This is a genomic window from Neptunicella sp., from assembly GCF_048268085.1.
Classification (GTDB): domain Bacteria; phylum Pseudomonadota; class Gammaproteobacteria; order Enterobacterales; family Alteromonadaceae; genus Neptunicella.
On record NZ_JBLWWF010000004.1, the window covers coordinates 161423 to 183607 of the forward strand.

23 protein-coding genes and 4 tRNA genes are annotated in these 22185 nt (G+C 43.1%); 11 read left to right on the top strand and 16 right to left on the bottom strand.

The window, feature by feature from the left end; translation table 11 throughout:
- Nucleotides 1-213: 213 nt before the first annotated feature.
- Entirely contained in the window at nt 214-1629 is a 1416-nt protein-coding gene (gene rimO / locus ACTD55_RS04575; protein ID WP_438863130.1) for a 30S ribosomal protein S12 methylthiotransferase RimO, read from the top strand.
- A gap of 47 nt (nt 1630-1676) precedes the next feature.
- On the opposite strand, the gene ACTD55_RS04580 is transcribed toward rimO, so the two are convergent.
- The 5 genes from ACTD55_RS04580 to ACTD55_RS04600 form a co-directional block, all read right to left on the bottom strand.
- The gene (locus ACTD55_RS04580) at nt 1677-2114 is read right to left on the bottom strand and encodes a hypothetical protein (protein WP_438863131.1); all 438 of its coding nucleotides are present in this window, start codon (nt 2112-2114) and stop codon (nt 1677-1679) included.
- A gap of 44 nt (nt 2115-2158) precedes the next feature.
- The gene (locus tag ACTD55_RS04585) at nt 2159-2569 is read right to left on the bottom strand and encodes a CBS domain-containing protein (RefSeq protein WP_438863132.1); all 411 of its coding nucleotides are present in this window, start codon (nt 2567-2569) and stop codon (nt 2159-2161) included.
- Between the two features lie 15 nt (nt 2570-2584).
- Nucleotides 2585-3916: an amidohydrolase gene (locus ACTD55_RS04590; RefSeq protein ID WP_438863133.1), complete on the bottom strand. Its 1332-nt coding sequence runs from the start codon at nt 3914-3916 to the stop codon at nt 2585-2587.
- Between the two features lie 93 nt (nt 3917-4009).
- Nucleotides 4010-5440 carry a DNA recombination protein RmuC gene (gene rmuC / locus ACTD55_RS04595; RefSeq protein ID WP_438863134.1) on the bottom strand — a complete coding sequence of 477 codons (1431 nt, stop codon included), beginning with the start codon at nt 5438-5440 and terminating at the stop codon, nt 4010-4012.
- A 103-nt stretch (nt 5441-5543) separates the two neighbouring features.
- Nucleotides 5544-7064, bottom strand: a complete 1521-nt coding sequence (locus ACTD55_RS04600) for a fumarate hydratase (protein WP_438863135.1) — start codon at nt 7062-7064, stop codon at nt 5544-5546.
- A 173-nt stretch (nt 7065-7237) separates the two neighbouring features.
- On the opposite strand from ACTD55_RS04600, the gene pabB reads away from it, so the two are divergent.
- The 3 genes from pabB (at nt 7238) to ACTD55_RS04615 (ending at nt 10785) form a co-directional block, all read left to right on the top strand.
- On the top strand, nt 7238-8605 hold the full coding sequence (pabB, locus tag ACTD55_RS04605) for an aminodeoxychorismate synthase component I (RefSeq protein ID WP_438863136.1): 1368 nt from the start codon (nt 7238-7240) through the stop codon (nt 8603-8605).
- A gap of 5 nt (nt 8606-8610) precedes the next feature.
- Nucleotides 8611-9180: a CoA pyrophosphatase gene (locus tag ACTD55_RS04610; protein WP_438863137.1), complete on the top strand. Its 570-nt coding sequence runs from the start codon at nt 8611-8613 to the stop codon at nt 9178-9180.
- Nucleotides 9181-9411: 231 nt separating this feature from the next.
- A complete protein-coding gene (locus ACTD55_RS04615) occupies nt 9412-10785 on the top strand; it encodes an L-serine ammonia-lyase (RefSeq protein ID WP_438863138.1) in 1374 nt (457 codons plus the stop codon).
- A 127-nt stretch (nt 10786-10912) separates the two neighbouring features.
- On the opposite strand, the gene cysB is transcribed toward ACTD55_RS04615, so the two are convergent.
- Nucleotides 10913-11887 carry an HTH-type transcriptional regulator CysB gene (gene cysB / locus ACTD55_RS04620; RefSeq protein WP_438863139.1) on the bottom strand — a complete coding sequence of 325 codons (975 nt, stop codon included), beginning with the start codon at nt 11885-11887 and terminating at the stop codon, nt 10913-10915.
- A 217-nt stretch (nt 11888-12104) separates the two neighbouring features.
- On the opposite strand from cysB, the gene ACTD55_RS04625 reads away from it, so the two are divergent.
- Nucleotides 12105-12779: a sensor histidine kinase gene (locus tag ACTD55_RS04625; RefSeq protein ID WP_438863140.1), complete on the top strand. Its 675-nt coding sequence runs from the start codon at nt 12105-12107 to the stop codon at nt 12777-12779.
- 71 nt (nt 12780-12850) lie between these two features.
- Nucleotides 12851-13615 (top strand): hypothetical protein, encoded by a 765-nt coding sequence (locus ACTD55_RS04630; RefSeq protein ID WP_438863141.1) that lies wholly within the window; start codon nt 12851-12853, stop codon nt 13613-13615.
- Nucleotides 13616-13979: 364 nt separating this feature from the next.
- Here ACTD55_RS04630 and ACTD55_RS04635 read toward each other — a convergent pair whose 3' ends face one another.
- The 10 genes from ACTD55_RS04635 to ACTD55_RS04680 form a co-directional block, all read right to left on the bottom strand.
- Nucleotides 13980-14693, bottom strand: a complete 714-nt coding sequence (locus tag ACTD55_RS04635) for a nucleotidyl transferase AbiEii/AbiGii toxin family protein (protein WP_438863142.1) — start codon at nt 14691-14693, stop codon at nt 13980-13982.
- 1 nt (nt 14694) lies between these two features.
- Nucleotides 14695-14901, bottom strand: coding sequence for a hypothetical protein (locus ACTD55_RS04640; RefSeq protein ID WP_438863143.1), 207 nt, complete (start codon nt 14899-14901; stop codon nt 14695-14697).
- Nucleotides 14902-15444: 543 nt separating this feature from the next.
- Nucleotides 15445-15531, bottom strand: a tRNA-Leu gene (locus ACTD55_RS04645).
- 204 nt (nt 15532-15735) lie between these two features.
- Nucleotides 15736-15809: transfer RNA gene (locus ACTD55_RS04650), tRNA-Cys, on the bottom strand.
- Between the two features lie 10 nt (nt 15810-15819).
- Nucleotides 15820-15894 (bottom strand) — tRNA-Gly (locus ACTD55_RS04655).
- Between the two features lie 157 nt (nt 15895-16051).
- The gene (gene pgsA / locus ACTD55_RS04660; protein ID WP_438863144.1) at nt 16052-16630 is read right to left on the bottom strand and encodes a CDP-diacylglycerol--glycerol-3-phosphate 3-phosphatidyltransferase; all 579 of its coding nucleotides are present in this window, start codon (nt 16628-16630) and stop codon (nt 16052-16054) included.
- A 16-nt stretch (nt 16631-16646) separates the two neighbouring features.
- On the bottom strand, nt 16647-18473 hold the full coding sequence (gene uvrC / locus ACTD55_RS04665) for an excinuclease ABC subunit UvrC (protein ID WP_438863145.1): 1827 nt from the start codon (nt 18471-18473) through the stop codon (nt 16647-16649).
- A gap of 7 nt (nt 18474-18480) precedes the next feature.
- On the bottom strand, nt 18481-19125 hold the full coding sequence (uvrY, locus tag ACTD55_RS04670) for a UvrY/SirA/GacA family response regulator transcription factor (RefSeq protein WP_438863225.1): 645 nt from the start codon (nt 19123-19125) through the stop codon (nt 18481-18483).
- An 81-nt stretch (nt 19126-19206) separates the two neighbouring features.
- Nucleotides 19207-19419 carry a hypothetical protein gene (locus ACTD55_RS04675; RefSeq protein ID WP_438863146.1) on the bottom strand — a complete coding sequence of 71 codons (213 nt, stop codon included), beginning with the start codon at nt 19417-19419 and terminating at the stop codon, nt 19207-19209.
- A 310-nt stretch (nt 19420-19729) separates the two neighbouring features.
- Nucleotides 19730-19821, bottom strand: a tRNA-Ser gene (locus ACTD55_RS04680).
- A 220-nt stretch (nt 19822-20041) separates the two neighbouring features.
- Between ACTD55_RS04680 and ACTD55_RS04685 the strand changes: the two genes are divergently transcribed.
- From ACTD55_RS04685 to ACTD55_RS04705, 5 genes are read left to right on the top strand one after another with little or no spacing between them, the layout of a single operon-like run.
- On the top strand, nt 20042-20710 hold the full coding sequence (locus ACTD55_RS04685) for a Bax inhibitor-1/YccA family protein (protein WP_438863147.1): 669 nt from the start codon (nt 20042-20044) through the stop codon (nt 20708-20710).
- A gap of 44 nt (nt 20711-20754) precedes the next feature.
- Nucleotides 20755-21144, top strand: coding sequence for a sulfurtransferase complex subunit TusD (tusD, locus tag ACTD55_RS04690; protein ID WP_438863148.1), 390 nt, complete (start codon nt 20755-20757; stop codon nt 21142-21144).
- Complete coding sequence (tusC, locus tag ACTD55_RS04695; protein ID WP_438863149.1) at nt 21144-21500, top strand: sulfurtransferase complex subunit TusC; 357 nt, start codon at nt 21144-21146, stop codon at nt 21498-21500. The genes tusD and tusC overlap by 1 nt, the downstream gene beginning before the upstream one ends.
- Nucleotides 21500-21784 (top strand): sulfurtransferase complex subunit TusB, encoded by a 285-nt coding sequence (gene tusB / locus ACTD55_RS04700; protein ID WP_438863150.1) that lies wholly within the window; start codon nt 21500-21502, stop codon nt 21782-21784. The genes tusC and tusB overlap by 1 nt, the downstream gene beginning before the upstream one ends.
- A 4-nt stretch (nt 21785-21788) precedes the next feature.
- A complete protein-coding gene (locus ACTD55_RS04705; protein ID WP_438863151.1) occupies nt 21789-22127 on the top strand; it encodes a TusE/DsrC/DsvC family sulfur relay protein in 339 nt (112 codons plus the stop codon).
- The last annotated feature ends 58 nt before the right edge of the window (nt 22128-22185 follow it).

Genomic DNA, 22185 nt, shown 5'->3' on the forward strand with positions numbered 1-22185 from the left:
CCAGCCTATAACATTGTACAGCTCTAGTTATGGATTGTTTTTCAAATAAAATCAAATAGATAAAAGAAAGAAGTTAGGCTTTTTTGTTCCAGAATTACTGCAAATACCAGGTTAGTTCTCACCCGCTCCAAATACGAACAGATCTGTGTTTTTATCTAATTTCAGCTATAATCCGCGCAAATTTATAGCTGTACCTTATATTTGAGCTCGCTAATGACCGTAGAAACATTCAATCCCAAACAAACCACCACACTGGAAACCCCTGTAAAAGTGCTTGAAACAGAGAAAACAGGGGGAGCATCTAATGGCTCGCGGATTGGTTTTGTTAGTCTGGGCTGCCCTAAAAACTTGGTCGATTCAGAGCGTATTCTTACCCAGTTACGTACTGAAGGTTATGACGTAGTACCAAGTTACGATGATGCTGATCTGGTTATTGTAAACACCTGTGGCTTTATCGATTCTGCGGTGCAGGAATCTCTGGATACTATTGGTGAAGCGCTAAAAGAAAATGGCAAAGTTATCGTCACCGGTTGTTTAGGTATTAAAGAAGATGAAATTCGTGAAGTGCATCCCAATGTACTGGCGATCACCGGTCCACATGCTTACGAGGAAGTGGTTAATCAGGTGCATGATCACCTGCCCCAGCCGGTACATAACCCCTATTTAAATTTGGTGCCGGATATTGGCGTTAAATTAACTCCACGCCATTACGCCTATTTAAAAATATCCGAAGGTTGTAACCACCGTTGTACCTTTTGCATCATTCCTTCAATGCGCGGCGATTTAGTTAGCCGTCCGATTGGTGACATTCTGGATGAAGCTGTGCGTCTGAAAAACGCCGGAGTAAAAGAGCTTTTAGTCATCTCGCAAGATACCAGCGCCTACGGGGTAGATGTAAAACATCAAACCGGTTTCTGGAATGGTATGCCGGTTAAAACCGATATGCTTGGCTTGTGCACCAAGCTGGCAGAGATGGGAATCTGGGTACGATTACATTATGTCTATCCTTATCCATCAGTAGACAAAGTCATTCCGTTAATGGCCGAAGGGAAAATATTGCCTTATCTGGATATTCCGTTCCAACATGCCAGTCCGCGTATTCTCAAGTTAATGAAGCGCCCTGCAGCGGCAGAACGCACTATGGACAGAATTAAAAAATGGAAAGAGGTTTGCCCTGAGTTGGTCATTCGCTCCACATTTATTGTTGGCTTCCCGGGCGAAACCGAAGAAGACTTTCAGATGTTGTTAGACTTTCTGGATGAAGCCCAGCTTGATCGGGTTGGCTGTTTTATGTATTCCGATGTGGAAGGCGCCAAAGCCAACGATTTACCCGACCCTGTGCCCGAAGACATCAAACAGCAGCGATTTGAACGTTTCATGTTGAAACAACAACAGATTAGCGCAGATAAACTCCAAGCCCGTATTGGTCTCGAATATCAGATTATTATCGATGAGGTTAATAGCGAAGGCGCGGTTGGCCGTTGTTATACCGATGCCCCTGAAATTGATGGCAAAGTGTATTTAACCGATGAATTTAATGTCCAGCCAGGCGATTTGGTTTGGGCTGAAATCATGCATGCCGATGAATATGACTTATGGGCTCGCATTGTAGAAGATGAAGATAACTAACCCGATATGGGGATGTTAACAGGGCTCGTAAAGAGCCCTTTTTAAGTTTATTTTAACCAACCCTGTCGGTTTCCACGATGTGATAACCACATTAAATAAAGCCCTACGACCAGCACCAGGATAGGAACAGTTAAACTACCGGCACCGAATACACGGTAAGAATCCACCAAAATGAAGGCATGATAATTCTGGATCAGTACCGCAACAAGAGATATCAAAAACAGCCAAAAAGCCCAACCTTGTTTAAGCAATAACAATACACAGCCGAGCGTGCCGGTTATCACCGCAATGCCAAATGAATAAGTCGCCCACAACGGATAATTAAGATAAAGCGCGGCTTCCGGTTCAGGCATGGTTGCGGCCAAACTTTCCGGTGTTGTCATTAAATGCGCCACAAAAGACATTAGACCTAGTAGATTCCATACCAGACCAATAGTAACAACCCAAGTAAACCATGCGGGAATTTCAGATAGTTGTTTGTTCATATCCACCTCTTGATTATTATTTTGTCGTTAAGATATATAACAGTTTATGATTTCATTGCCTCTATTTTTTTAAAAATATCCCGCCAACTAACAATACCCACCCATTCACCGGCATCATTGACCACTGGCAAACAGGATATATTGTTAGTGTTGAACAACTTTACCGCATGTAAAACGGTCTGGTTCTGATTAATCACCACCAGTTTGCGGCTCATTATCTGATGCACGCGCTTGTTTAACGATGCGTTGTCGTGATCCGTCGCCATGACACTTCCCACTCTCGGACTCAACGCCTTTAACAAATCCCGATCCGAAACAACCCCTTGTAATTTGCGCCCATCAACCACCAGCAAGTGGTGGAATTTAGCCTTGTTAAAAATTTCATAAACCTGCTGTAAACGATCATCCATACCAACCGTTACGACCGGGGTACTCATTATTTGACTAATTTTCATTCGGACACTCTTTTATTATTTATGCAAAATATGCAGCACAGCGGCCGTTAACGCTTCTGTTCCTGTTTCAATTACTTTGTCGGCTTGAGGCGCCCACAGCGCACTATGTAATGACGGCAGCACAGTGCCGTTATGTTGCGCATCATCCCATTTTGCTTGTGGCACACCGCCCACCCAAAAAATTAAGCTTTGAATCGATTTATCTGCCCGATAATAGCGGCCAAAATCTTCTCCGCCCATTACCGGAGGAGTCTGTTGAACCCGTTCACTGCCAAATCGCCGGGTAAATACCTCAGCAATTTGTAGGGTAAATTCAGGACTATTAAAGGTCGATGGTGTGTATTCGTCTTTAATTTCAACCTCTGGCATTAACTCCTCTGGCAAACCTGCAGCCATCGCCTCCCCTTTAGCGATACGGGCAATACCATCGAGTAACTTTTGCCGCGTGGCATCAGAATAACTGCGCACCGTTAACAGCAACGTCGCATGATCAGCAATAATGTTATGTTTGGTTCCCGCTTGAAAACTGCCCACTGTAACCACTGCCGGATCCTGAGGATTTTGTTCACGACTTACCAGCGTTTGTAAGCTGATAACAATACGACTACCCAGCACAATTGGATCTTTGGTGGTATGGGGATATGCACCATGACCGCCGACCCCTTTAATATGAATATCTACACTATCTACGTTGGCCAACGCATAACCCGGTGTATACCCAATAACGCCTGCCGGTAATCCGGCAGAATCATGCAACGCCAATGCATAATCCGGTTTGGGAAAACGACTAAACAAGCCGTCATCCAACATATTTTTTGCGCCTTTTCCACGCTCTTCTGCCGGTTGCAGGATCATCACTAATGTCCCTGACCATTGTTGTTGACTATTAGATAATTGCCGAGCAGCCCCCATCCATGCACTCATATGGGTATCGTGACCGCAAGCATGCATGACGGCTGATTGAATACCTTCATCTGTGGTCGCCACTTGTTTTGAGGCAAACGCTAATCCAGTTTTTTCCTCAACTGGCAAACCATCCATATCGGCTCTAATCAATACCACAGGGCCATCGCCATTTTTAAGTACTGCGACCACACCGGTACCACCAACGTGTTCGGTTACGCTAAAACCTAGCTCACGAGCTTGTTTAGCCAACTTGGACGCGGTGTTAACTTCTTGACCGGATAATTCGGGATATTGGTGGAGATCGCGATAAAGAGCCATCAATGTTGGCATATCTTCATTAATGGCTAATCGAAGTGAGTCGGATGGTTTAGCGTTGCAATTTATTGCAGATAAGGAAGCCCATATAGCGGCAGTGATTAACCCATATTTGAATGTAGACATAATGATCCATTTATATTATTCAAAGGCTGATGGTCAATTTACCCTATCTAAATGCAAATTATCAATCTATACCCGGCTCAGACTACACATGGGTTAATCTTCATCAGTGGTGCTATCCGTCAATTGCTGACTGAGCTTTTTACTACTTTGTACCCCCAGCGCTTTAAATTCTTCTGCACGACGAATTAAATTACCTTTACCGCTACTAAGCTTATTGATTGCCCCGTCATATTTTTTCTGAACAGTTTGCAGACTATTACCCAATCCTTCTAAATCGGCAGTAAAACTGACGAACTTATCGTATAAAGCCGCTGCTTTTTTAGCGATTAACTGGGCATTCTGATTTTGTTGTTCGTAACGCCATATATTATTAATAGTGCGCAACGCCACCAACAAGTTGGTAGGACTCACCAGCATAATGTTGTTATCCAGAGCCAAACTCATTAAATCCGGGGCTTGATCCATGGCTAATAAAAAAGCCGGCTCAATCGGGATAAATAACAATATGTAATCCAACGTCTTGATACCATCCAGTTTCTGGTAATCCTTTTTACCCAGCTCTTTAATATGATTACGTAACGACAAAATATGTTCGTTGAGGTGAGTCTGGCGTATCTTGTCGTCCTGTTCGTTAAAGTAACGTTCATAAGCTGCTAATGACACTTTGGAATCGATGATAATATCTTTGTTATCTGGCAAATGGACGATGACATCAGGCTTATAGGCTTTACCATCTTCATTTTTAAACTGGCCTTGAGTATCGTATTCATGACCTGAACGTAATCCTGATTCATTCAAAATTTGTTCAAGAACCCGCTCTCCCCAGTTACCTTGCTGCTTATTGTCACCTTTAAGTGCTTTAGTTAACGCCGCTGCTTCAGCGGTAATCTGTACATTCAGTTCTTTCAAACCTAAGATTTCAGTTTTAAGGGAAGCACGTTCCTGCCCTTCCCGGACATATTGATCCGTCACCTGTTTTTTAAAGCCTTCAATCTGCTCCTTGAGCGGAGTCAGTAATGAATCCAGTCCCTGTTTGCTGTCGGCACTGAATTTTTCATTTTTCTGTTCAAAGATTTTATTGGCCAGGTTTTCAAACTGCTCTTTAAGTCGGATTTCGGCCTGTTGTAATAACGTCAGCTTTTCCTCAAAAGCCCGTTGTTCCTGCTCAAAAGCGGCTTGCTGAGCACTCAACCGGGTTTGCAGATCAGCGGCTTTTTGCTGCTCACTGTGCCATTTATCCTGCCACTGTTGCTTTTCTTGTTGTACAACAATTAACTGTTCAGCTTGTTGGCGTAACTGTCCAAGTTGTCCTTGCACATCCAGCTGTTGTTGACGTGCGGTATCTAACAGCTGTTCTTTTTGCTGTATTTGCTGTTGGGCATTATTTAAATCCTGAACCAACCGATCCTGTTGCTCCTGCCACTGCTGAAAATCCTTGCGTCGAGAACTGTTCGTTAATAACCAAATCACTGCACCGCCAATGAATGCAGCCCCAACTAATAATCCCAACATTAATGTCGTCATTTCCACCTGCATTATTATTGTATCCCGTTGTCTGGCCATTCTCGCAGATAGAGTCAGGCAGATAAAAAAGGCGTCAATTGACGCCTTTATGGTTTAATTCGCGTTATGCGTTTTCCATTTCCTGAATTTTAACTTTCCAAATAGCCGGACCGGTGTCGTGTACATTATTACCGCTACTATCCACCGCTACGGTAACCGGCATATCTTCAATTTCAAACTCGTAAATCGCTTCCATGCCTAAATCTTCAAATGCCACCACGCGCGACTTTTTAATCGCTTTAGACACCAGATAAGCGGCGCCGCCAACGGCCATTAAATACACAGCCTTATGCTTTGCAATACTCTTAACCGTCGCAGGACCACGTTCGGCTTTGCCTATCATGCCAATCAAACCGGTTTGTTCCAGCATCATATCGGTAAATTTATCCATTCGGGTAGCCGTAGTTGGACCGGCTGGCCCCACCGCTTCATCCCCTACCGCATCCACAGGTCCGACGTAATAGATAAAACGGTTAGTTAAATCTACGCCTTCGGGCATGCCTTCACCATTTTCCAGCATGGTCTGAATACGCTTATGTGCGGCATCGCGGCCGGTCAGCATTTTGCCGGATAATAAAACCGTTTCACCTGCCTTCCACTGCTGGATCTCTTCACGGGTTACCGTATCTAAATTCACCCGGCGTGTTTGTTCACCTACTTCCCATGTCACTTGTGGCCAATCATCTAAATTCGGCTTTTTCAGCTCTGCCGGGCCACTTCCATCTAAATAAAAATGTGCATGACGGGTGGCTGCACAGTTAGGGATCATTGCTACCGGCTTGGATGCAGCATGGGTAGGCAGTGATTTGATTTTAATGTCCACCACAGTGGTCAATCCGCCTAAACCCTGAGCACCAATACCCAAGTTATTGACCGCTTCGAATAATTCCAGACGCAGTTTTTCTTCGGTGGTTTGGGCGCCACGCTCTTGCAATTCGTGAATATCCACCGGATCCATTAAACTTTCTTTAGCTAAGACCGCTGCTTTTTCAGCCGTACCACCAATACCGATACCTAACATACCCGGTGGGCACCAACCCGCTCCCATTGTTGGCAAGGTTTTAACCACCCAATCCACAATCGAATCGCTTGGATTCAACATCACCATTTTAGACTTATTTTCACTGCCGCCGCCCTTGGCCGCGATCATGACTTCTATTTTGTTGCCTGCCACCATATCTAAATGCACCACAGCCGGGGTGTTATCTTTAGTATTAGTACGACTACCGGCCGGATCAGCGACAATCGAAGCACGTAAAGGGTTATCACTATTCAAATATGCTCGACGGGTACCTTCATCGACCATTTGCTGCACTGTCATATCGGTTTTATCCCAGCTTACATCCATACCAATTTTGACAAAGCAGGTCACAATACCGGTGTCCTGACATAGAGGTCGATGGCCTTCGGCTGACATTCTGGAATTAATCAATATCTGAGCCATCGCATCTTTAGCCGCCTGACTCTGCTCTTTGTTGTAAGCCTTTTCAACCGCTTTTACATAATCTAAGGGGTGATAATAAGAAATAAATTGCAGTGCATCTTCGATGCTATCGATAAAATCTTGTTGACGAATAACGGTCATGATTGCCTCGTTAATAGGGTAAAAAACAGCCAGATATGCATTCGCAGATCAATTTAGGGCATATTGAACTTGGTAGCGATATGATACCCTGCCAAGGCGCTTCTCTCCAACATGAACTGTAATGAAATTGTGATCAAATCACGCCCTTTTTTGCTTAAGGTCAGAACTATAACGTGAAAGTAGAACAACTTAAAATTGCTGCAGATACAGACATTTGTCAGATTTTCCATCATTTTTCCAAGCAACCATGGGCTATGTTACTTGACTCAGGCGGTAGCCAACATCAACACGCCCGCTACGATATTATCGTTGCGGATCCTCTAGCCACGTTACTAACAAGCGGGCAACAGACTACCATTTGGCGTTGTGACACGGCCAAGCCAACAACGAGTTTTGATGATCCGGTTAGATTAATTGAACAACAGCAACAAAGCTGGTTTAGCCCTTTATCAACGACGAGCGAACTGCCTTTTTGCGGCGGGGCTTTAGGCTATTGGGGATATGATTTGGGTAAACGCTTCGAAACATTGCCCAATAACGCCCAGCAAGACTGCCAATCTCCAGATATGGCAATAGGGGTCTACAGTTGGGCGATTATAAAAGATCATCATAAACACCAGTATTTTCTGGTTTACCACCCGCAATACCCTGCTCCCAGTCTCCAACAAATCGAACAATGGACGACTCAGCCTTCCGTTACGTCGGTGCCTTTTTCACTGGATTCCCAATGGCATGCCAATATGAGTGAACAGCAGTACCAACAAAAGTTCGCTCAAGTACAGGCATATTTAACAGCCGGAGATTGTTATCAGGTTAATTTGGCTCAACGTTTTAGCGCCGACTACTCAGGCGATGAATGGCAAGCCTATCTTAAGTTACGCGCTAGCAATCAGGCCCCCTTTTCGGCGTTTATCCGTTTACCCAACTGTTGTATTTTAAGTATTTCTCCGGAACGTTTTTTGGAGGTCAAGCAACAAAAAGTACAAACTCGCCCGATTAAAGGTACACGGCCCAGACACAGCGACCGCATTCAAGATCAACTCATGGCCGATGTCTTGCAAACTTCCGAAAAAGATCGGGCTGAAAACTTAATGATTGTGGATTTATTGCGTAATGATTTAAGCAAAGCCTGTTTACCGGGCACCGTCAATGTACCGGAATTGTTTATCGTTGAAAGCTTTCCAGCAGTACACCACCTAGTTTCCACCGTTGAGGGGGAACTTGATGACCAACACAGTGCATTAGACTTACTGCGCGGCGCTTTCCCAGGCGGCTCCATTACTGGTGCGCCTAAAATCCGTGCGATGCAGATAATTGATGAACTGGAACCCCACAGGCGTAATATTTACTGCGGCAGTATTGGCTATATTAATATTAATGGCGATATGGACACCAGTATTTGTATCCGCACCTTATTATGTGAAAATCAGCGGATTTATTGTTGGGCCGGTGGGGGCCTGGTAATTGATTCAGATGTGGCCATGGAATATCAGGAAACCCTCGATAAACTGGCGAAAATTCTACCTGTATTAGCGGATTGACCACGTTGAATAAGCAAACTTTTCTCAATCGTTTTTACCATCAAGTGGCCCATCGTTACGAGCCAGAATATCCACTGCAACATGCTAGTCGACCTGCGGCAGTGCTAATTCCCATTGTGGCTCGCCAAGAATTATCTTTGATCCTAACCCGCCGGGCTTTGCATCTTAAGCACCATCCGGGGCAAGTCAGCTTTCCGGGCGGCCGCTATGAAACAACGGATGCAAATTTACAACACACTGCATTACGGGAAACCTACGAAGAAATCGGTTTAGCCAGCGAGCAAATTGAAATTATTGGTCAATTACCTAGCTTTAAAACCATTAGTCGCTATCAGGTAACCCCTTTTATCGGCTTTGTCCAACCGCCGGTTGATCTACAACCCGATCCAGATGAAGTGGCACAAATCTTTGAAGTCCCGTTAGCTTATTTAATGGATAGAAAAAATCATCAAACACATTGGATCACACGTCAGCAAAAGCGTCACCCAATTAATATGATCGTTTGGCAAGATCAGCAAATATGGGGCGTCACTGCCGCATTTATTTTAAACCTAAGTAACATCATTAATCCTTAGCATATTGTTCTGTTGTATCTTCATCGCTATTAAGGGATTCATACTCCTAGCTTTCTCTATGTTATGAAGGAACTGTGGTTACAACTTTACAGCACTAAAAAAATCTAATGCAAATCATTACTTTTGTCAGCTTGTGGGCTGAGGGACAATTGCGCATAGTGTAGTGCTAAAAGAATATCTTGCTAAATAACATCCTTAGTACCTTATAAATAATTAATAAAAGAGAATTTAATGATCAGTGTTTTTGATATGTTCAGCATCGGTATAGGCCCGTCCAGTTCTCATACGGTAGGCCCAATGCGCGCAGCATTAGCCTTTATTGATGCATTAAAACAGCAGCAACTATTTGACCAGACTACCGGTATTGTGACTGAGTTATATGGCTCATTGGGTCAGACAGGCAAAGGCCATGGCACCGGTAAAGCCGTCATTTTAGGATTATGCGGATTTGCGCCAGAAACTATTGATGTAGACATTATTGATTCGCAACTCGCTGATATTGACAAAAACCAACAACTCAATCTCAATGGCGAAAAACTAATTACTTTCCCGCGCAAAGACGCAATTGTATTTCATCGTCGTAAAACCCTGAAAATGCATTCCAATGGTCTAACTCTTTTTGCCTACGACAAAAACGGTGAGATTTTTAAACAAACTTACTATTCCATTGGTGGCGGCTTTATCATTCGTGAAGAAGATTTTGCCCAGCAAAAATTTATCGCTCTGGAAGAAGAAAAAAAGCCGGTTCCCTACCCCTTTGAAACCGCCAATGAGCTAATTGCCCACTGCAAAAGTAATGGTTTCAGGATCAGTTCCCTGATGCTCAAGAATGAAACCGCCTTTATGCCGCAAAATGAGATCAAATCCAAATTGTGGGAAATATGGCAAGTGATGCGTGGCTGCGTACAAAAAGGGATTGAAACCGAGGGGATCTTACCGGGGGGATTAAAAGTGTCCCGTCGTGCACCAGGGTTATATCGACGCCTGCAAAATGAAAAAAATGCAGATCCTATGGTGGTGATGGATTGGGTTAACTTGTTTGCCTTAGCGGTCAATGAAGAGAATGCCGCTGGCAGTCGTGTCGTTACCGCACCAACCAATGGCGCTGCCGGTATATTACCGGCAGTACTCAGCTATTTTGACAAATTTGTCCAGCCGGTTGACGAAGACACCGCTGCTCGTTACTTATTAACTGCTGCCGCCATTGGTATTTTGTATAAGAAGAATGCTTCTATTTCCGGTGCTGAAGTTGGCTGCCAAGGCGAAGTGGGAGTCGCTTGCTCCATGGCCGCAGGCGCGTTAACTGAGATATTAGGCGGCAGTGTTGACGCCGTTGAAAATGCCGCTGAAATCGGTATGGAACATAATCTCGGTTTAACCTGTGATCCGGTTGGTGGATTAGTGCAGGTTCCCTGTATTGAACGCAATGCTATGGGGTCAATTAAGGCGATTAATGCTTCACGTCTAGCCTTGCGTGGCACTGGAGAGCATAAAGTATCATTGGATAAAGTGATTAAAACTATGTGGGATACGGGCAATGATATGAAAGCCAAATACAAAGAAACCGCACGAGGCGGTTTAGCGGTCAATATTATCGAATGTTAAACAGGTCTTAGGACGAATAGCGGGTTTCGAGCCACGAGCTGAAAATGCGTAGCTCGTAGCTCGTAGCTCGTAGCTCGTAGCTCGTAGCTCGTAGCTCGTAGCTCGTAGCTCGTAGCTCGTAGCTCAATTATTTAACCGGTAAAGTCAGGCCTTTAAACATTTTTTCGATTTCATCGTTGTTTTTCAGCATCATCGCCCGTTCAACCACATCTTTGGTTAAATGTGGAGCAAAACGCTCGATAAAATCATACATATAACTGCGTAAAAACGAACCTTTACGGAAACCGATTTTGGTCGTGCTATATTCAAATAAATGGCTGGCATCAATTTTAACCAAATCATTATCCAGTTTCTCATCTACCGCCATTGAAGCAATCACGCCAATACCTACACCTAAACGTACATAGGTTTTAATCACATCGGCGTCAGTCGCCGTAAAGACGATTTTCGGCTCTAAGCCTGCCCGTCCAAACGCTTCATCCAACTCGGAGCGCCCGGTAAAGCCAAACACATAGGTCACCAACGAATACTGGGCAATATCTTCGATAGTTATCGAGGTCTTGCGCGCCAAGGCGTGATCCCGATTAACAATAATACTGCGATTCCAATGATAACAAGGCAACATCACCAAATCGTTATATAAATGCAGCGCTTCGGTGGCAATGGCAAAATCAGCTTCGCCTTTGGCGGCTAAATCACTAATTTGTGATGGTGTTCCCTGATGCATATGCAGTGAGACTTTAGGATATTTAGTCATAAATCCTTTAATCACCGAAGGCAACGCATAACGAGCTTGGGTATGGGTGGTGGCAATATTCAATTTACCTTGATCAGGCAAAGTATGCTCGCGGGAGACCGCTTTGATACTTTCAACCTTGGCCAGAATTTCTTGGGCAATATTAATCACGTCCTGACCGGCACCGGTCACATGAGTTAAGTGTTTGCCGCTTCTGCCAAAGATCTGTACGCCTAATTCATCTTCCAGCATACGAACCTGCTTACTGATCCCCGGTTGGGATGTATACAGACTTTCGGCCGTAGCGGAAACATTGAGATTATTATTAAGGACTTCGACTATATAGCGCAGTTGTTGTAATTTCATTGGTTGGGATGACCTGCCTGTTCCAGATTTAAATACGTAACTGTTCAGCTACTTAAACATGACTTCATGTATTCGTTTGTTCTTATTCTAAATATATATACCTATGCGAAAATTAATTCCATATAATTTTAGCTAAACCTGCATTTTTTATTCTTTCAGATGTTATTAATAGGTTTAAATTCGCCTAAACATATTTAGTTCAAATGAGAGTCCAGCAATGACCGACTTTTCTACCGTACTGGCTTGTGCCGTACATGATATGAAAAATTCCCTCTGCCTACTATTGCAGTCCATCGAAACACTAGGCAATGAAATTGGTGACTCAGACCACAGTGTATCCGATCAACTTGCCAGTATCCATTACGAAGCATCAAGGTTGAACACCAGTTTAATGCATATTTTGTCATTGTACCGCGCGGACCGTGAACAATTACCGATAAATATTGATCAACATTACCTTGAAGATATCATCGATGAAGTCGTTGCAACAAATCAACGCTATCTGGATAACAAAGCCATCAGCCTCAATGTGAATCAGCAACAAGAATTGTTTTGGTATTTTGACAATGAACTTATTTGCTTACTACTCAACGATATTTTGATTAACGCCATTCGCTACAGCAAGGAACGGGTTCAATTAAGCACCTATATACAAGACGGTTACTTATGTATTCGTCTGGAAGATGATGGAGATGGATACCCACAAAATATGCTCAATACCCAACATGAACAGATGCAAGACTTTGATATAAGTACCGGCAGGACTGGCTTAGGGCTATACTTTGCCCGTATGATTGCTACCGCTCATGAACGGAATGGTAAACACGGCGAGATCCTAATGGAAAACGGTGGCATATACGGAGGGAGTGTATTTACATTAAAATTACCCTAGTATACGTCGATAATAGATAAACCCACTGAGTTCGTAGCTTACGGATTTGTCACTCAGGAAAATAAAAACATATGTTTGCAACCGTTATTATTCTTATCGCTGTGCTGATTGTGACTGCCATTATTATTAATGCCATCCAACAACATAAAGAAAAAGCAGAAGCCGAAAAACGTGCCGATTTAACCAAATTAAAAACCATTATTGATGAGGCTGAAGACACCTTACTTGCCGCTGAGTATTTGCCGGTATCTAGTCAAATGAGGTTAATTTTACTTGATCGTATGATTACTGCGTTACAGCAATCATTACAATTAAACCCCAAGATGATGGACTATAAAAAGCGTATTGCAGAGCTGCAGGAAGCGAAAGAGCAACTCAACGTTGTGGAAACCAACTCGGCGAACTTTAATATCTCGTTACCGGATAATGAAAAACAAATTATTCTGCTGATCCAGGGTATTAAACGTTTACGTATTATTTTGCGCTCAGAAAATCATAAAGGCACGATTAGCTCGGATGTGTTTACTAATGAAGATAAATATCTTGACCGTTATCAACTGAAGGTCAACATGGAAACCTTATCCCGCCGGATTCAAAGCTCGTTGCAAAACAAAATGCTGGGTTCGGCACGGCAATACCTTGAAAAAGCCATCGCTGCGCTAAAAAATCAGGCCAATCAAGATGACTATGTAGTCGCCAAAAAAGCCGAATTCGAGAATCAGCTCAATAATATTCACAGCATGATGCGTAATGCCAATGCTGAAGATACCGCACGAAGAGTAGAAGAAGGCAAAGATGAACTAGACGAGTTATTTGCCCCTAAGAAGAAATGGTAAAAGGGGCTCTGCCCCTACTCTATTGGCACTCCCCCGTCATTGGTCGGAAAATAACGCAAACACTTCTTTCCCCGGTTATATTGTTGGTCTGATTGGACAAGTGATAATGCTTGGGCTTTTAAGCGGTAAAACAATTGAGTACCGCATTTGACACAAAATCCCCGTTCAGCCCAGTCCGACGACTCATAGACAGATATATATTCGTGACCGCCAAGTTGCACATCGCCTTTACGTTCGAGCTGGCAAAGGGTCTTGTAAGCCCCTAATAACGAGCATTCCAAAAGTAACGTTTACTGCTCACAGGCACCTCTCTTTTAGTCATTTTATCTAACTAAGAGGTGTCTAGGAAATTAGTAGCGATTCATTAACTGTTTGCAGTACTTATTAAGGCTTTATTCCAAATGTCAGCACCGCTACTAAACAATAAACTGCTTTGTGCTTTGTTCATCCCTACCCTTTGTGCCGCATCTAAAAAAAGGTTTGGAGAAGATTGAAAGGTTGCTAATGCATTGAGCAAATCTTGTTTAGGCCTATCACCATAATGTCGCTCTACTTCAGTCCAAACGTGTTCACCAGCTGCGCCCCAGTGATGCCCCATTACCATCAAATCAATGAAGTCTTTCTTGTCCGCACTTTGACCACGATCAGATTGGGCTAATAATTTAGTAATAAAGCAGCTGTCATGATCCAAACATGGCACCGGAAACAATGAGTTATCCATTTTTGAAAGTTTATAATCATCAAAACTCACAAACTCCAACTTAATGTTGATGCCTTGTTCTTGTACGACTGTGCGCACACCGTAGCGGTCAGAGCGAATTTCTCTGGCCAGAGTTAATGGAGCGGTTGTAGCGTCACCTAAGCTAGCAGTGGTAACTTGCGAGCGGATAGCACGATAGCTAGCGGTATTAGGACAAATAAAGTCAATATCTATCGATTCACGGTATTCGTTAAGCTCTAGTGCTATACGAGTACCGCCACCAAACATAATGTTGTTGTCTTCAAAAAATGCTGGATTTAGCTTTTCAAGAACGGCTTGTATTGCGTTGTGGTGATCAGACAGAAACTTGTTAGTCATGTCAGGCACTCATAAATATACCGTGGCCATACTTTTCTGTTAAACGGGCAATTAGCTGCTTTTCTTTCTTGGTGATATTAGTGTCGTCAACATAACGCCAGCGAGTTTCGTAATACTCGAACACCATTGCCTCATCCAACACTTCCACATGAACATCCCAAAGGATGCTCTTTAGTTGTGGATATTGCTCAATGTGTATCTGATTCACGCCGAATTCGCCTTATGTTGATAGGTACCAATGTATGTTAAATACCCAAGAGAAACAATAGTTAAGCTACCTAACTCAACAATGCAAATCTTAAATAGGTGATGAATCACACTATGAATCAACTAGTCAACTATCTAGCATTTATATTTTAACATTTTCTACAAATTAAGCTGGAAAGTCCACATAGGTGACTATGCACAAACTAATGGGCTTACTTAGTTTTAGAACCAAGCAACGAAAATGCTCAAAAGATAAAGGTTATTAGATAACTATCATAAATGGCTAACCTGACAGTTTAAGAAGACTTTATGTATACATAAATGGATGAATTGTTAACTTGGAATTTTAAGGGTGGCGTTGACCCTGATAGTATTATACTAGCTTTTAAAGATTGCCTACCCAAACCGTAAAATAAGATTCAAAAAAACAGCTCACTTTCGAATGCAAATCAAGTAAATAAATTAGCATACTGACAAGTCTAAAATACAACTACATTAATTTTTTTAGGTTCTAAATGATAGTGGATACTATTGCTTTGAATATTGGTGCCCGGGGCCGGACTTGAACCGGCACGACCTTACGATCGAGGGATTTTAAATCCCTTGTGTCTACCAATTTCACCACCCGGGCATCGGATGTAAGCCATTGAGACTTATAAAGTGAGGTTGTTCTGTTTACGCTTCGCGTAAATCCTTGTGGTCGCCCTTTCGACATCCTGTCTCGGTCGACACTGGCGCTGTCCTGCGCTGCGTCTACCAATTTCACCACCCGGGCATCGGATGTGAGCTGTGAAGCTCAAAATGTGAAGTCTTTTCCATTTAGCACCCGCTAAAATGGAGGCGGGTCCCGGAGTCGAACCGAGGTCCACGGATTTGCAATCCGCTGCATAGCCACTCTGCCAACCCGCCGTAGAAAGTTTGGAGCGGGAAACGAGACTTGAACTCGCGACCCCAACCTTGGCAAGGTTGTGCTCTACCACTGAGCTATTCCCGCATCTTTCTTTCTAATACATTCGGCCTCCGCTAAATGTGGGGTGCATTCTACATTTAACCATTTTAGTGTCAACCACAAAAAACAACATTTTTGTTTGTTTGCTGCTTTTTTGATTCAAACGCTCATTTTCCCTGCAAGTTGAATAAAATTTGACGGCTCACTCGTTGTCTTGTGGTGCTTTGATTAAATGTGGCCATGCGGCTTTTAAATAAATAACCATAGACCAAACGGATAAGACTGTGGCAATAAACAATAAAATATACCCTAGTGTGACCCAGTAAATGGGAAATCCCATAAATACTTCCAGTTCAGACAATAAACCAATTAACGCTAACATCTGCGCCATGGTTTTGGCTTTACCAATAAATGAGACTTGTACGCTGTCTTCAAATCCTGAACCGGCCATCCACTCTCTTAATGCAGAAACAAACACTTCTCTGGCAGTTAATAAAATGGCAGGAATCGTGATCCAGGGATCCTGATAAGAATGTGCAATCATCAATAATGCGGCGGCAACAATGAGTTTATCCGCAACCGGATCTAAAAATGCGCCAAAAGGTGTTGATTGCTGCAGCCGGCGCGCTAAATAGCCATCTAGCCAATCGGTAATGGCTGCAAACCAGAAAACAAATGCTGACGCCTGGTGCGCCCATTTCCAATCCAGAAAATAAACAACAACAAAGACCGGGATCAACAACACCCGAATCATGGTTAAAATATTAGGTATGGTCCACATGATTATTCTTTTAGTTTTATTGGTTAAGGTGTTGATGAATCTGTTCTGCTAATTCTGGGCTAATCCCTGGAACGTTAGCTAATTCATCAATACTGGCTTTGAGAACTTCTTGTAGTCCTCCCATATATTTCAGCAAGTTTTGTCGGCGTTTAGCACCAATTCCGGGAATCGATTCCAGCTTGGAGGTTTTCTTAACCTTTTGGCGTCGATTTCGATGCCCGGCAATAGCGAATCGGTGTGATTCATCTCGAATATGCTGAATCAAATGCAGTGCAACTGAATCTGAGCTCATGGGGATGGTAGCATGATTTCCGGCTAAAATAAGCGTTTCCAACCCGGCCTTCCGACTTGTTCCCTTTGCCACCCCGATAAGCATTGGTTTTTTATCGGCTTGCCAGTCTTCAAAAAAACTTTCAGCCTGGGCTAATTGGCCTTTACCACCGTCGATAAACAAGATATCCGGTACTTTTTCTGCATCAGTACAATTTTTATAACGACGACGTAATGCTTGTGCCATCGCGGCATAATCATCACCGGGTGTTATCCCTTCGATATTATATAATCGGTAGTCATTTTTGTATGGGCCTTCACGATTAAAAACCACACATGAGGCAACCGTTTGTTGTCCTGACGTATGGCTAATATCAAAACATTCCATGCGCTGTATGGGTTGCTCAAACTCCAATATTTTTTCTAGCGCCTGATAACGGGCAATAATCGACTTTTGATGTGTCTGACGTGATTCCAACGCATTTTCCGCATTGGTATTAGCCAGTCGCAGGTAGCGGCTTTTTTCGTTTCTAGCCCCTTTATACAGACGAATTTTACGATGCGCGTTTTCCGACAACAACGCTTCAATACTATCTTTATCTTCAATATCAACCGGGATCACGATTTGAGCCGGTATCGATTTATCGCCAGTTAAATAAAACTGCAATAAAAACGACTGAAATATTTCTTTTTCGTCAGATAGTTTGGGGACTTTTGGGAAAAAGCTTTTGCTGCCCAGCAACTTGTTATCGCGAATAAACATGCCTTGTACACTGGCAATACCATTACGATAGGCAAAACCAAACACATCCATTTCCTGCTCGTTACCACTAACATGCTGCTGCTCTTGTACCTTTTTTAATGACGAGATTTGATCACGGTACCGGGCGGCAGCTTCAAAATTAAGTTGCTCACTCGCCACTTCCATTTTATTCACCAAAGTACCGATAACCTGGGCGTTCTTGCCGCGTAAAAACAAACGGGCCAGCTCAACTTGTTGTTGATATTCCTCATCACTCACCAAGCCTTCTACACAAGGCCCCGCGCAGCGCTGTAATTGATATTGTAAACAAGGTCGACTGCGGGATTTATAATAATTATCTTCACACTGGCGTATTGGAAACAGCTTTTGCATCACGCTTAGGCTTTCTCGCACTGCCCACGCGCTGGGATATGGCCCAAAATATTCGCCTTTCTTTTTACGCGGGCCACGATGGTTAGTTAAACGAGGATGTTGATGATCCGACAAAAAAATAAACGGATAGGATTTGTCATCACGCAGCAACACATTATACCGGGGGCGATATTGCTTGATATAGTTGTTTTCAAGAATGAACGCTTCGGTTTCGGAATGGGTGACTGTCACATCCATACTGGCAATATGACTCACCAATGACTGGGTTTTTACGCTATCCAAATTTTTACGAAAATAGCTACTTACCCGCTTTTTAAGGTTTTTTGCTTTACCGACATAAATGACCTCAGCCGCAGCATTATACATCCGATAGACGCCGGGCTGGGGTGTTAAATTTTTTATAAAATGCTGTGGATCAAACTGTTTTGAATCACTCATCTACAAACTACATATTTTCTGAACTAATTAATTTATGTCGTAAAGCCAAATGAGTCAGCTCAACATCCCCACCCACATTAAGCTTTTCAAACATGCGATATTTATAGGTATTAACCGTTTTAGCACTTAAATTGAGTTGGCTGGCGATTTCCGGAACGCGTATGCCGCGAGTGATCATGAGTAATATCTGCATTTCTCGCTCAGACAATTGTTTAAAGGGATCATCATCACTCAAACTTAACTGCCCTAGCGCGATCTGCTGTGCCATGTCTTGCGAGATATACTTTTGGCCGCTGTTCACCTGGTGAATAGCTTTAATCATTTCTTCCGGTAAGGCATTTTTTGTTAAATAGCCATGAGCGCCCATTTGCATGACTTTAGCTGGATAAGGATTGTCATGCACCACTGATAGCACAATGACTTTAATATCCAGATCCATCCGAATAATTTTACGAGATGCTTCTAGTCCCCCCATCCCCGGCATATTCATATCCATCAACACAATATCGGGGTTTTCATTCCGACAAAACTTAACAGCGTCTTCACCGTTGGAGGCTTCACCGACGACTTTAAAGCCTCTAACATCACTCAGTATTTTACGTACGCCGGTTCTAACCAAATCATGATCATCAACCAATAAAATTGTTATCAAGGACATTTACTCCGAACTGCCGTCTCAATGACGACCAACACTATGTGAAATATTATAAAATAAAGACTATCAACAGCGTAATCAACGATAAAACGAACTACTTAATCTATTCCAGCCTTCAATGACCGCGGCTCGGCTCTGGCCAATATTTTTGGCATAGCAACGCTCAACCTGACACTGGATTATCCACCGGTCTTTACAATTAGGGACTTTTTGGGGTTCGGTTGGCATTCCCCCACAACGACATTGAATAGGTCCAAGTGACTCAGTTTGGCTCATAAATTCATCACTCATTCTCTTATTGCAACGGAGTATTGTAGGTCATCATACTGACGTCATTGCATTTTTTACAGTCGAGCGTAAATAAAAACACGGCGGTAGAATATATATGCTTCCGCCATTTTACGCTATGAGTTCTGTGAGAGACTGGCCGCTTGCGATTAGCGCAAGAAAAAAGCGAAATGATTTTGGGCTGGATTATTCCAGGCATCCAGCCCCCTTCTGGCGTTAAAACTTGTTCCAGACGGTTTGGTCGACCCCTCGCGGGTCCTTGTTCGTGAAACACAAAAAAGCCCGCTAAACTGTAGCGGGCTTTTTATGTATTTGGCGGAGAGGGAGGGATTCGAACCCCCGGTAGGTTTAACCCTACGTCTGATTTCAAGTCAGGTGCATTAAGCCAAGCTCTGCCACCTCTCCAAATTGTGGGGCGAATATTAATGAGCTTTATCAGGCTTGTAAAGTATAAATTGGTTTAAATAGTGCGTTTGCTTTAAGAATGAGCAATTCGTTTAAATAATCAGCCACTCATCATTTGTTACAACCATAAAGTACGGTATTGCTTGAATTTTTGAACTAAAACCCATACAACTAGCCTTAGATATAGTTATATTAAAATTGTTTTATCCTGGAGGAAACAATGAACGAAAGAACAATATATTCCGCGTCATCTGGTACGTCGGTATTACAAACTAATAAAGTATTGCGCAGTACCTATATGCTGTTAGCCATGACCTTGGCTTTCAGTGCAATTGTGGCCGGTGTGGCCATGACGTTAAACTTACCTCACCCAGGATTAATTATTACCTTGGTAGGATTTTACGGATTACTCTTTTTAGTGCACAAAACCGCTAATAGTGGTGCCGGTGTGTTAAGTGTATTCGCTTTTACCGGTTTCCTTGGTTACACCTTGGGCCCCATCTTGAATATGGTCATCGGTGCCGGTGGTGGTGAGTTAGTTACCACAGCACTGGGTGGTACTGCGCTGATTTTCTTTGCATTATCCGCTTATGTATTGATGACCAAGAAAGATATGTCCTTTTTGAATGGTATGTTGTTTGCTGGTTTCTGGGTAATTTTGGTGGGTATGATCGCCAATATTTTCCTCAATATTCCAGCATTAAGTTTAGGCATGAGTGCGTTATTTATTCTGTTCTCCTCTGGCGTAATTCTGGTTCAAACCAGTGATATTATTAAAGGTGGTGAACGTAATTATATTTTAGCCACTGTGACCTTATATGTGTCTTTATATAATATTTTCCTGAGCTTGCTGAACTTGCTAATGGCGTTTGGCGGTAGCGACGATTAAACTGATCAACCCCGGCTTTGCCGGGGTTACTTTTTTGGCTATTCATGTATTCATTCTGTCTGCTAGTTAATTCATCCCCTATTGATTCAAGTTCTGCATATAGTGCCTATCGGTTTGCCGAGTCCGTGCTACAGCTTAACCACACACTAAATGGCATTTTCTTTTATCAGGCCGGTATTCATAACACCAATAAATTAGCCAATATGGCTTCTGATGAATTAAATTTGTACCAGAAGTGGCTTGGGCTCAGTCAACAACATCAAATTCCCATGCAAGTGTGTATTACCGCAGCAAATCGTCGCGGTATTATTTCCGAACAGGACGCTGAGGATATTGATAGTGTGCATTTCAATTTATCTGCCCCATTTGAATCCGCAGGCTTGGGTGAACTGATTCAAATGATGGCGAAATCTGATCGGGTGGTGCAATTTTAATGGCTTCTATCGCGATTATTAATACCTCAACGCCCTACTCCTCTACCAGTGCGCAGGAATCCTTAGATTTAGCGATGGTGGCTGGCACTTTTGGACAAACGGTTAGCCTGTTTTTTATTGATGACGGAGTCTTTCAGCTGGTTAATCGGCAAGATGCTCAATTAGTCGGGCGCAAGGATTTTTATAAATCCTTTGCTGCATTAGAATTCTATGATGTCGAACAGCTGTATGTCTGTGAGCAAAGCCTAATCGAGCGTAATATGAGTGTGGATGAGTTAAACACCGATGTCGTCCCTCTCAACTCAGCAGCGCTAGCCCATACTATAGGCCTGCACGATCACATATTGAGATTCTGATGCTGCATATTGTTAAATCCAGTCCCTTTACCCACCTGTCTCTGCAAAATTGTCTTAACCGGTTGCAGCCTAACGATGGCTTGCTATTACTTGAGGACGGAGTGTACGCGCTGTTACAAAGGGAATCATGGCAATCAAAACTGGATGCCAATATTAAACTGTATGTACTACAAGATGACGCCATTAGCCGGGGCGTGCCCCATACTGCCGCAAGTGTTAACTGGATCGATTATCCCCAGTTTGTACAACTCACCCTTGATTATCCCCAAAGTATGAGCTGGTAACAGCATGGATTATTTTATTGATTTTAATCAGCAACGCATTGAAACCGATAAGTTTGGTTACCTGACCAATATTACAGACTGGAGCCCGGAACTGGCGGTTGAAATTGCCCGGCTCGAAGCCATTGAGCTGACCGAAGAACGCTGGGAAGTCGTCAACTTTGTGCGAGAATTTTATCTGGAATTTAATACCAGCCCCGCCATTCGTGCATTAGTTAAAGCCATGGCTAAAAAGTTTGGCCCCGATAAAGGTAATAGCCGCTATTTGCATCGTCAGTTTCCCAAAGGCCCTGCCAAACAAGCAACTAAAATTGCCGGCTTACCCAAACCGGCTAAATGTTTGTGAATTGCACATAAAAAACAAAACCCCGGAGAACCGGGGTTTTTATTGGCTGTTAATAAAA

Excerpts from the sequence above, each read along its gene's own strand:
- uvrC (WP_438863145.1), bottom strand. The coding sequence starts at position 18,473 with ATGAGTGATTCAAAACAGTTTGATCCACAGCATTTTATAAAAAATTTA.
- ACTD55_RS04625 (WP_438863140.1), top strand. The coding sequence starts at position 12,105 with ATGACCGACTTTTCTACCGTACTGGCTTGTGCCGTACATGATATGAAA.
- ACTD55_RS04580 (WP_438863131.1), bottom strand. The coding sequence starts at position 2,114 with ATGAACAAACAACTATCTGAAATTCCCGCATGGTTTACTTGGGTTGTT.
- ACTD55_RS04675 (WP_438863146.1), bottom strand. The coding sequence starts at position 19,419 with ATGAGTGATGAATTTATGAGCCAAACTGAGTCACTTGGACCTATTCAA.
- ACTD55_RS04630 (WP_438863141.1), top strand. The coding sequence starts at position 12,851 with ATGTTTGCAACCGTTATTATTCTTATCGCTGTGCTGATTGTGACTGCC.
- ACTD55_RS04615 (WP_438863138.1), top strand. The coding sequence starts at position 9,412 with ATGATCAGTGTTTTTGATATGTTCAGCATCGGTATAGGCCCGTCCAGT.
- ACTD55_RS04705 (WP_438863151.1), top strand. The coding sequence starts at position 21,789 with ATGGATTATTTTATTGATTTTAATCAGCAACGCATTGAAACCGATAAG.
- tusC (WP_438863149.1), top strand. The coding sequence starts at position 21,144 with ATGGCTTCTATCGCGATTATTAATACCTCAACGCCCTACTCCTCTACC.
- pgsA (WP_438863144.1), bottom strand. The coding sequence starts at position 16,630 with ATGTGGACCATACCTAATATTTTAACCATGATTCGGGTGTTGTTGATC.
- tusD (WP_438863148.1), top strand. The coding sequence starts at position 20,755 with ATGTATTCATTCTGTCTGCTAGTTAATTCATCCCCTATTGATTCAAGT.
- rimO (WP_438863130.1), top strand. The coding sequence starts at position 214 with ATGACCGTAGAAACATTCAATCCCAAACAAACCACCACACTGGAAACC.
- ACTD55_RS04635 (WP_438863142.1), bottom strand. The coding sequence starts at position 14,693 with ATGACTAACAAGTTTCTGTCTGATCACCACAACGCAATACAAGCCGTT.
- ACTD55_RS04585 (WP_438863132.1), bottom strand. The coding sequence starts at position 2,569 with ATGAAAATTAGTCAAATAATGAGTACCCCGGTCGTAACGGTTGGTATG.
- ACTD55_RS04685 (WP_438863147.1), top strand. The coding sequence starts at position 20,042 with ATGAACGAAAGAACAATATATTCCGCGTCATCTGGTACGTCGGTATTA.
- ACTD55_RS04590 (WP_438863133.1), bottom strand. The coding sequence starts at position 3,916 with ATGTCTACATTCAAATATGGGTTAATCACTGCCGCTATATGGGCTTCC.
- ACTD55_RS04600 (WP_438863135.1), bottom strand. The coding sequence starts at position 7,064 with ATGACCGTTATTCGTCAACAAGATTTTATCGATAGCATCGAAGATGCA.
- rmuC (WP_438863134.1), bottom strand. The coding sequence starts at position 5,440 with ATGACGACATTAATGTTGGGATTATTAGTTGGGGCTGCATTCATTGGC.
- tusB (WP_438863150.1), top strand. The coding sequence starts at position 21,500 with ATGCTGCATATTGTTAAATCCAGTCCCTTTACCCACCTGTCTCTGCAA.
- cysB (WP_438863139.1), bottom strand. The coding sequence starts at position 11,887 with ATGAAATTACAACAACTGCGCTATATAGTCGAAGTCCTTAATAATAAT.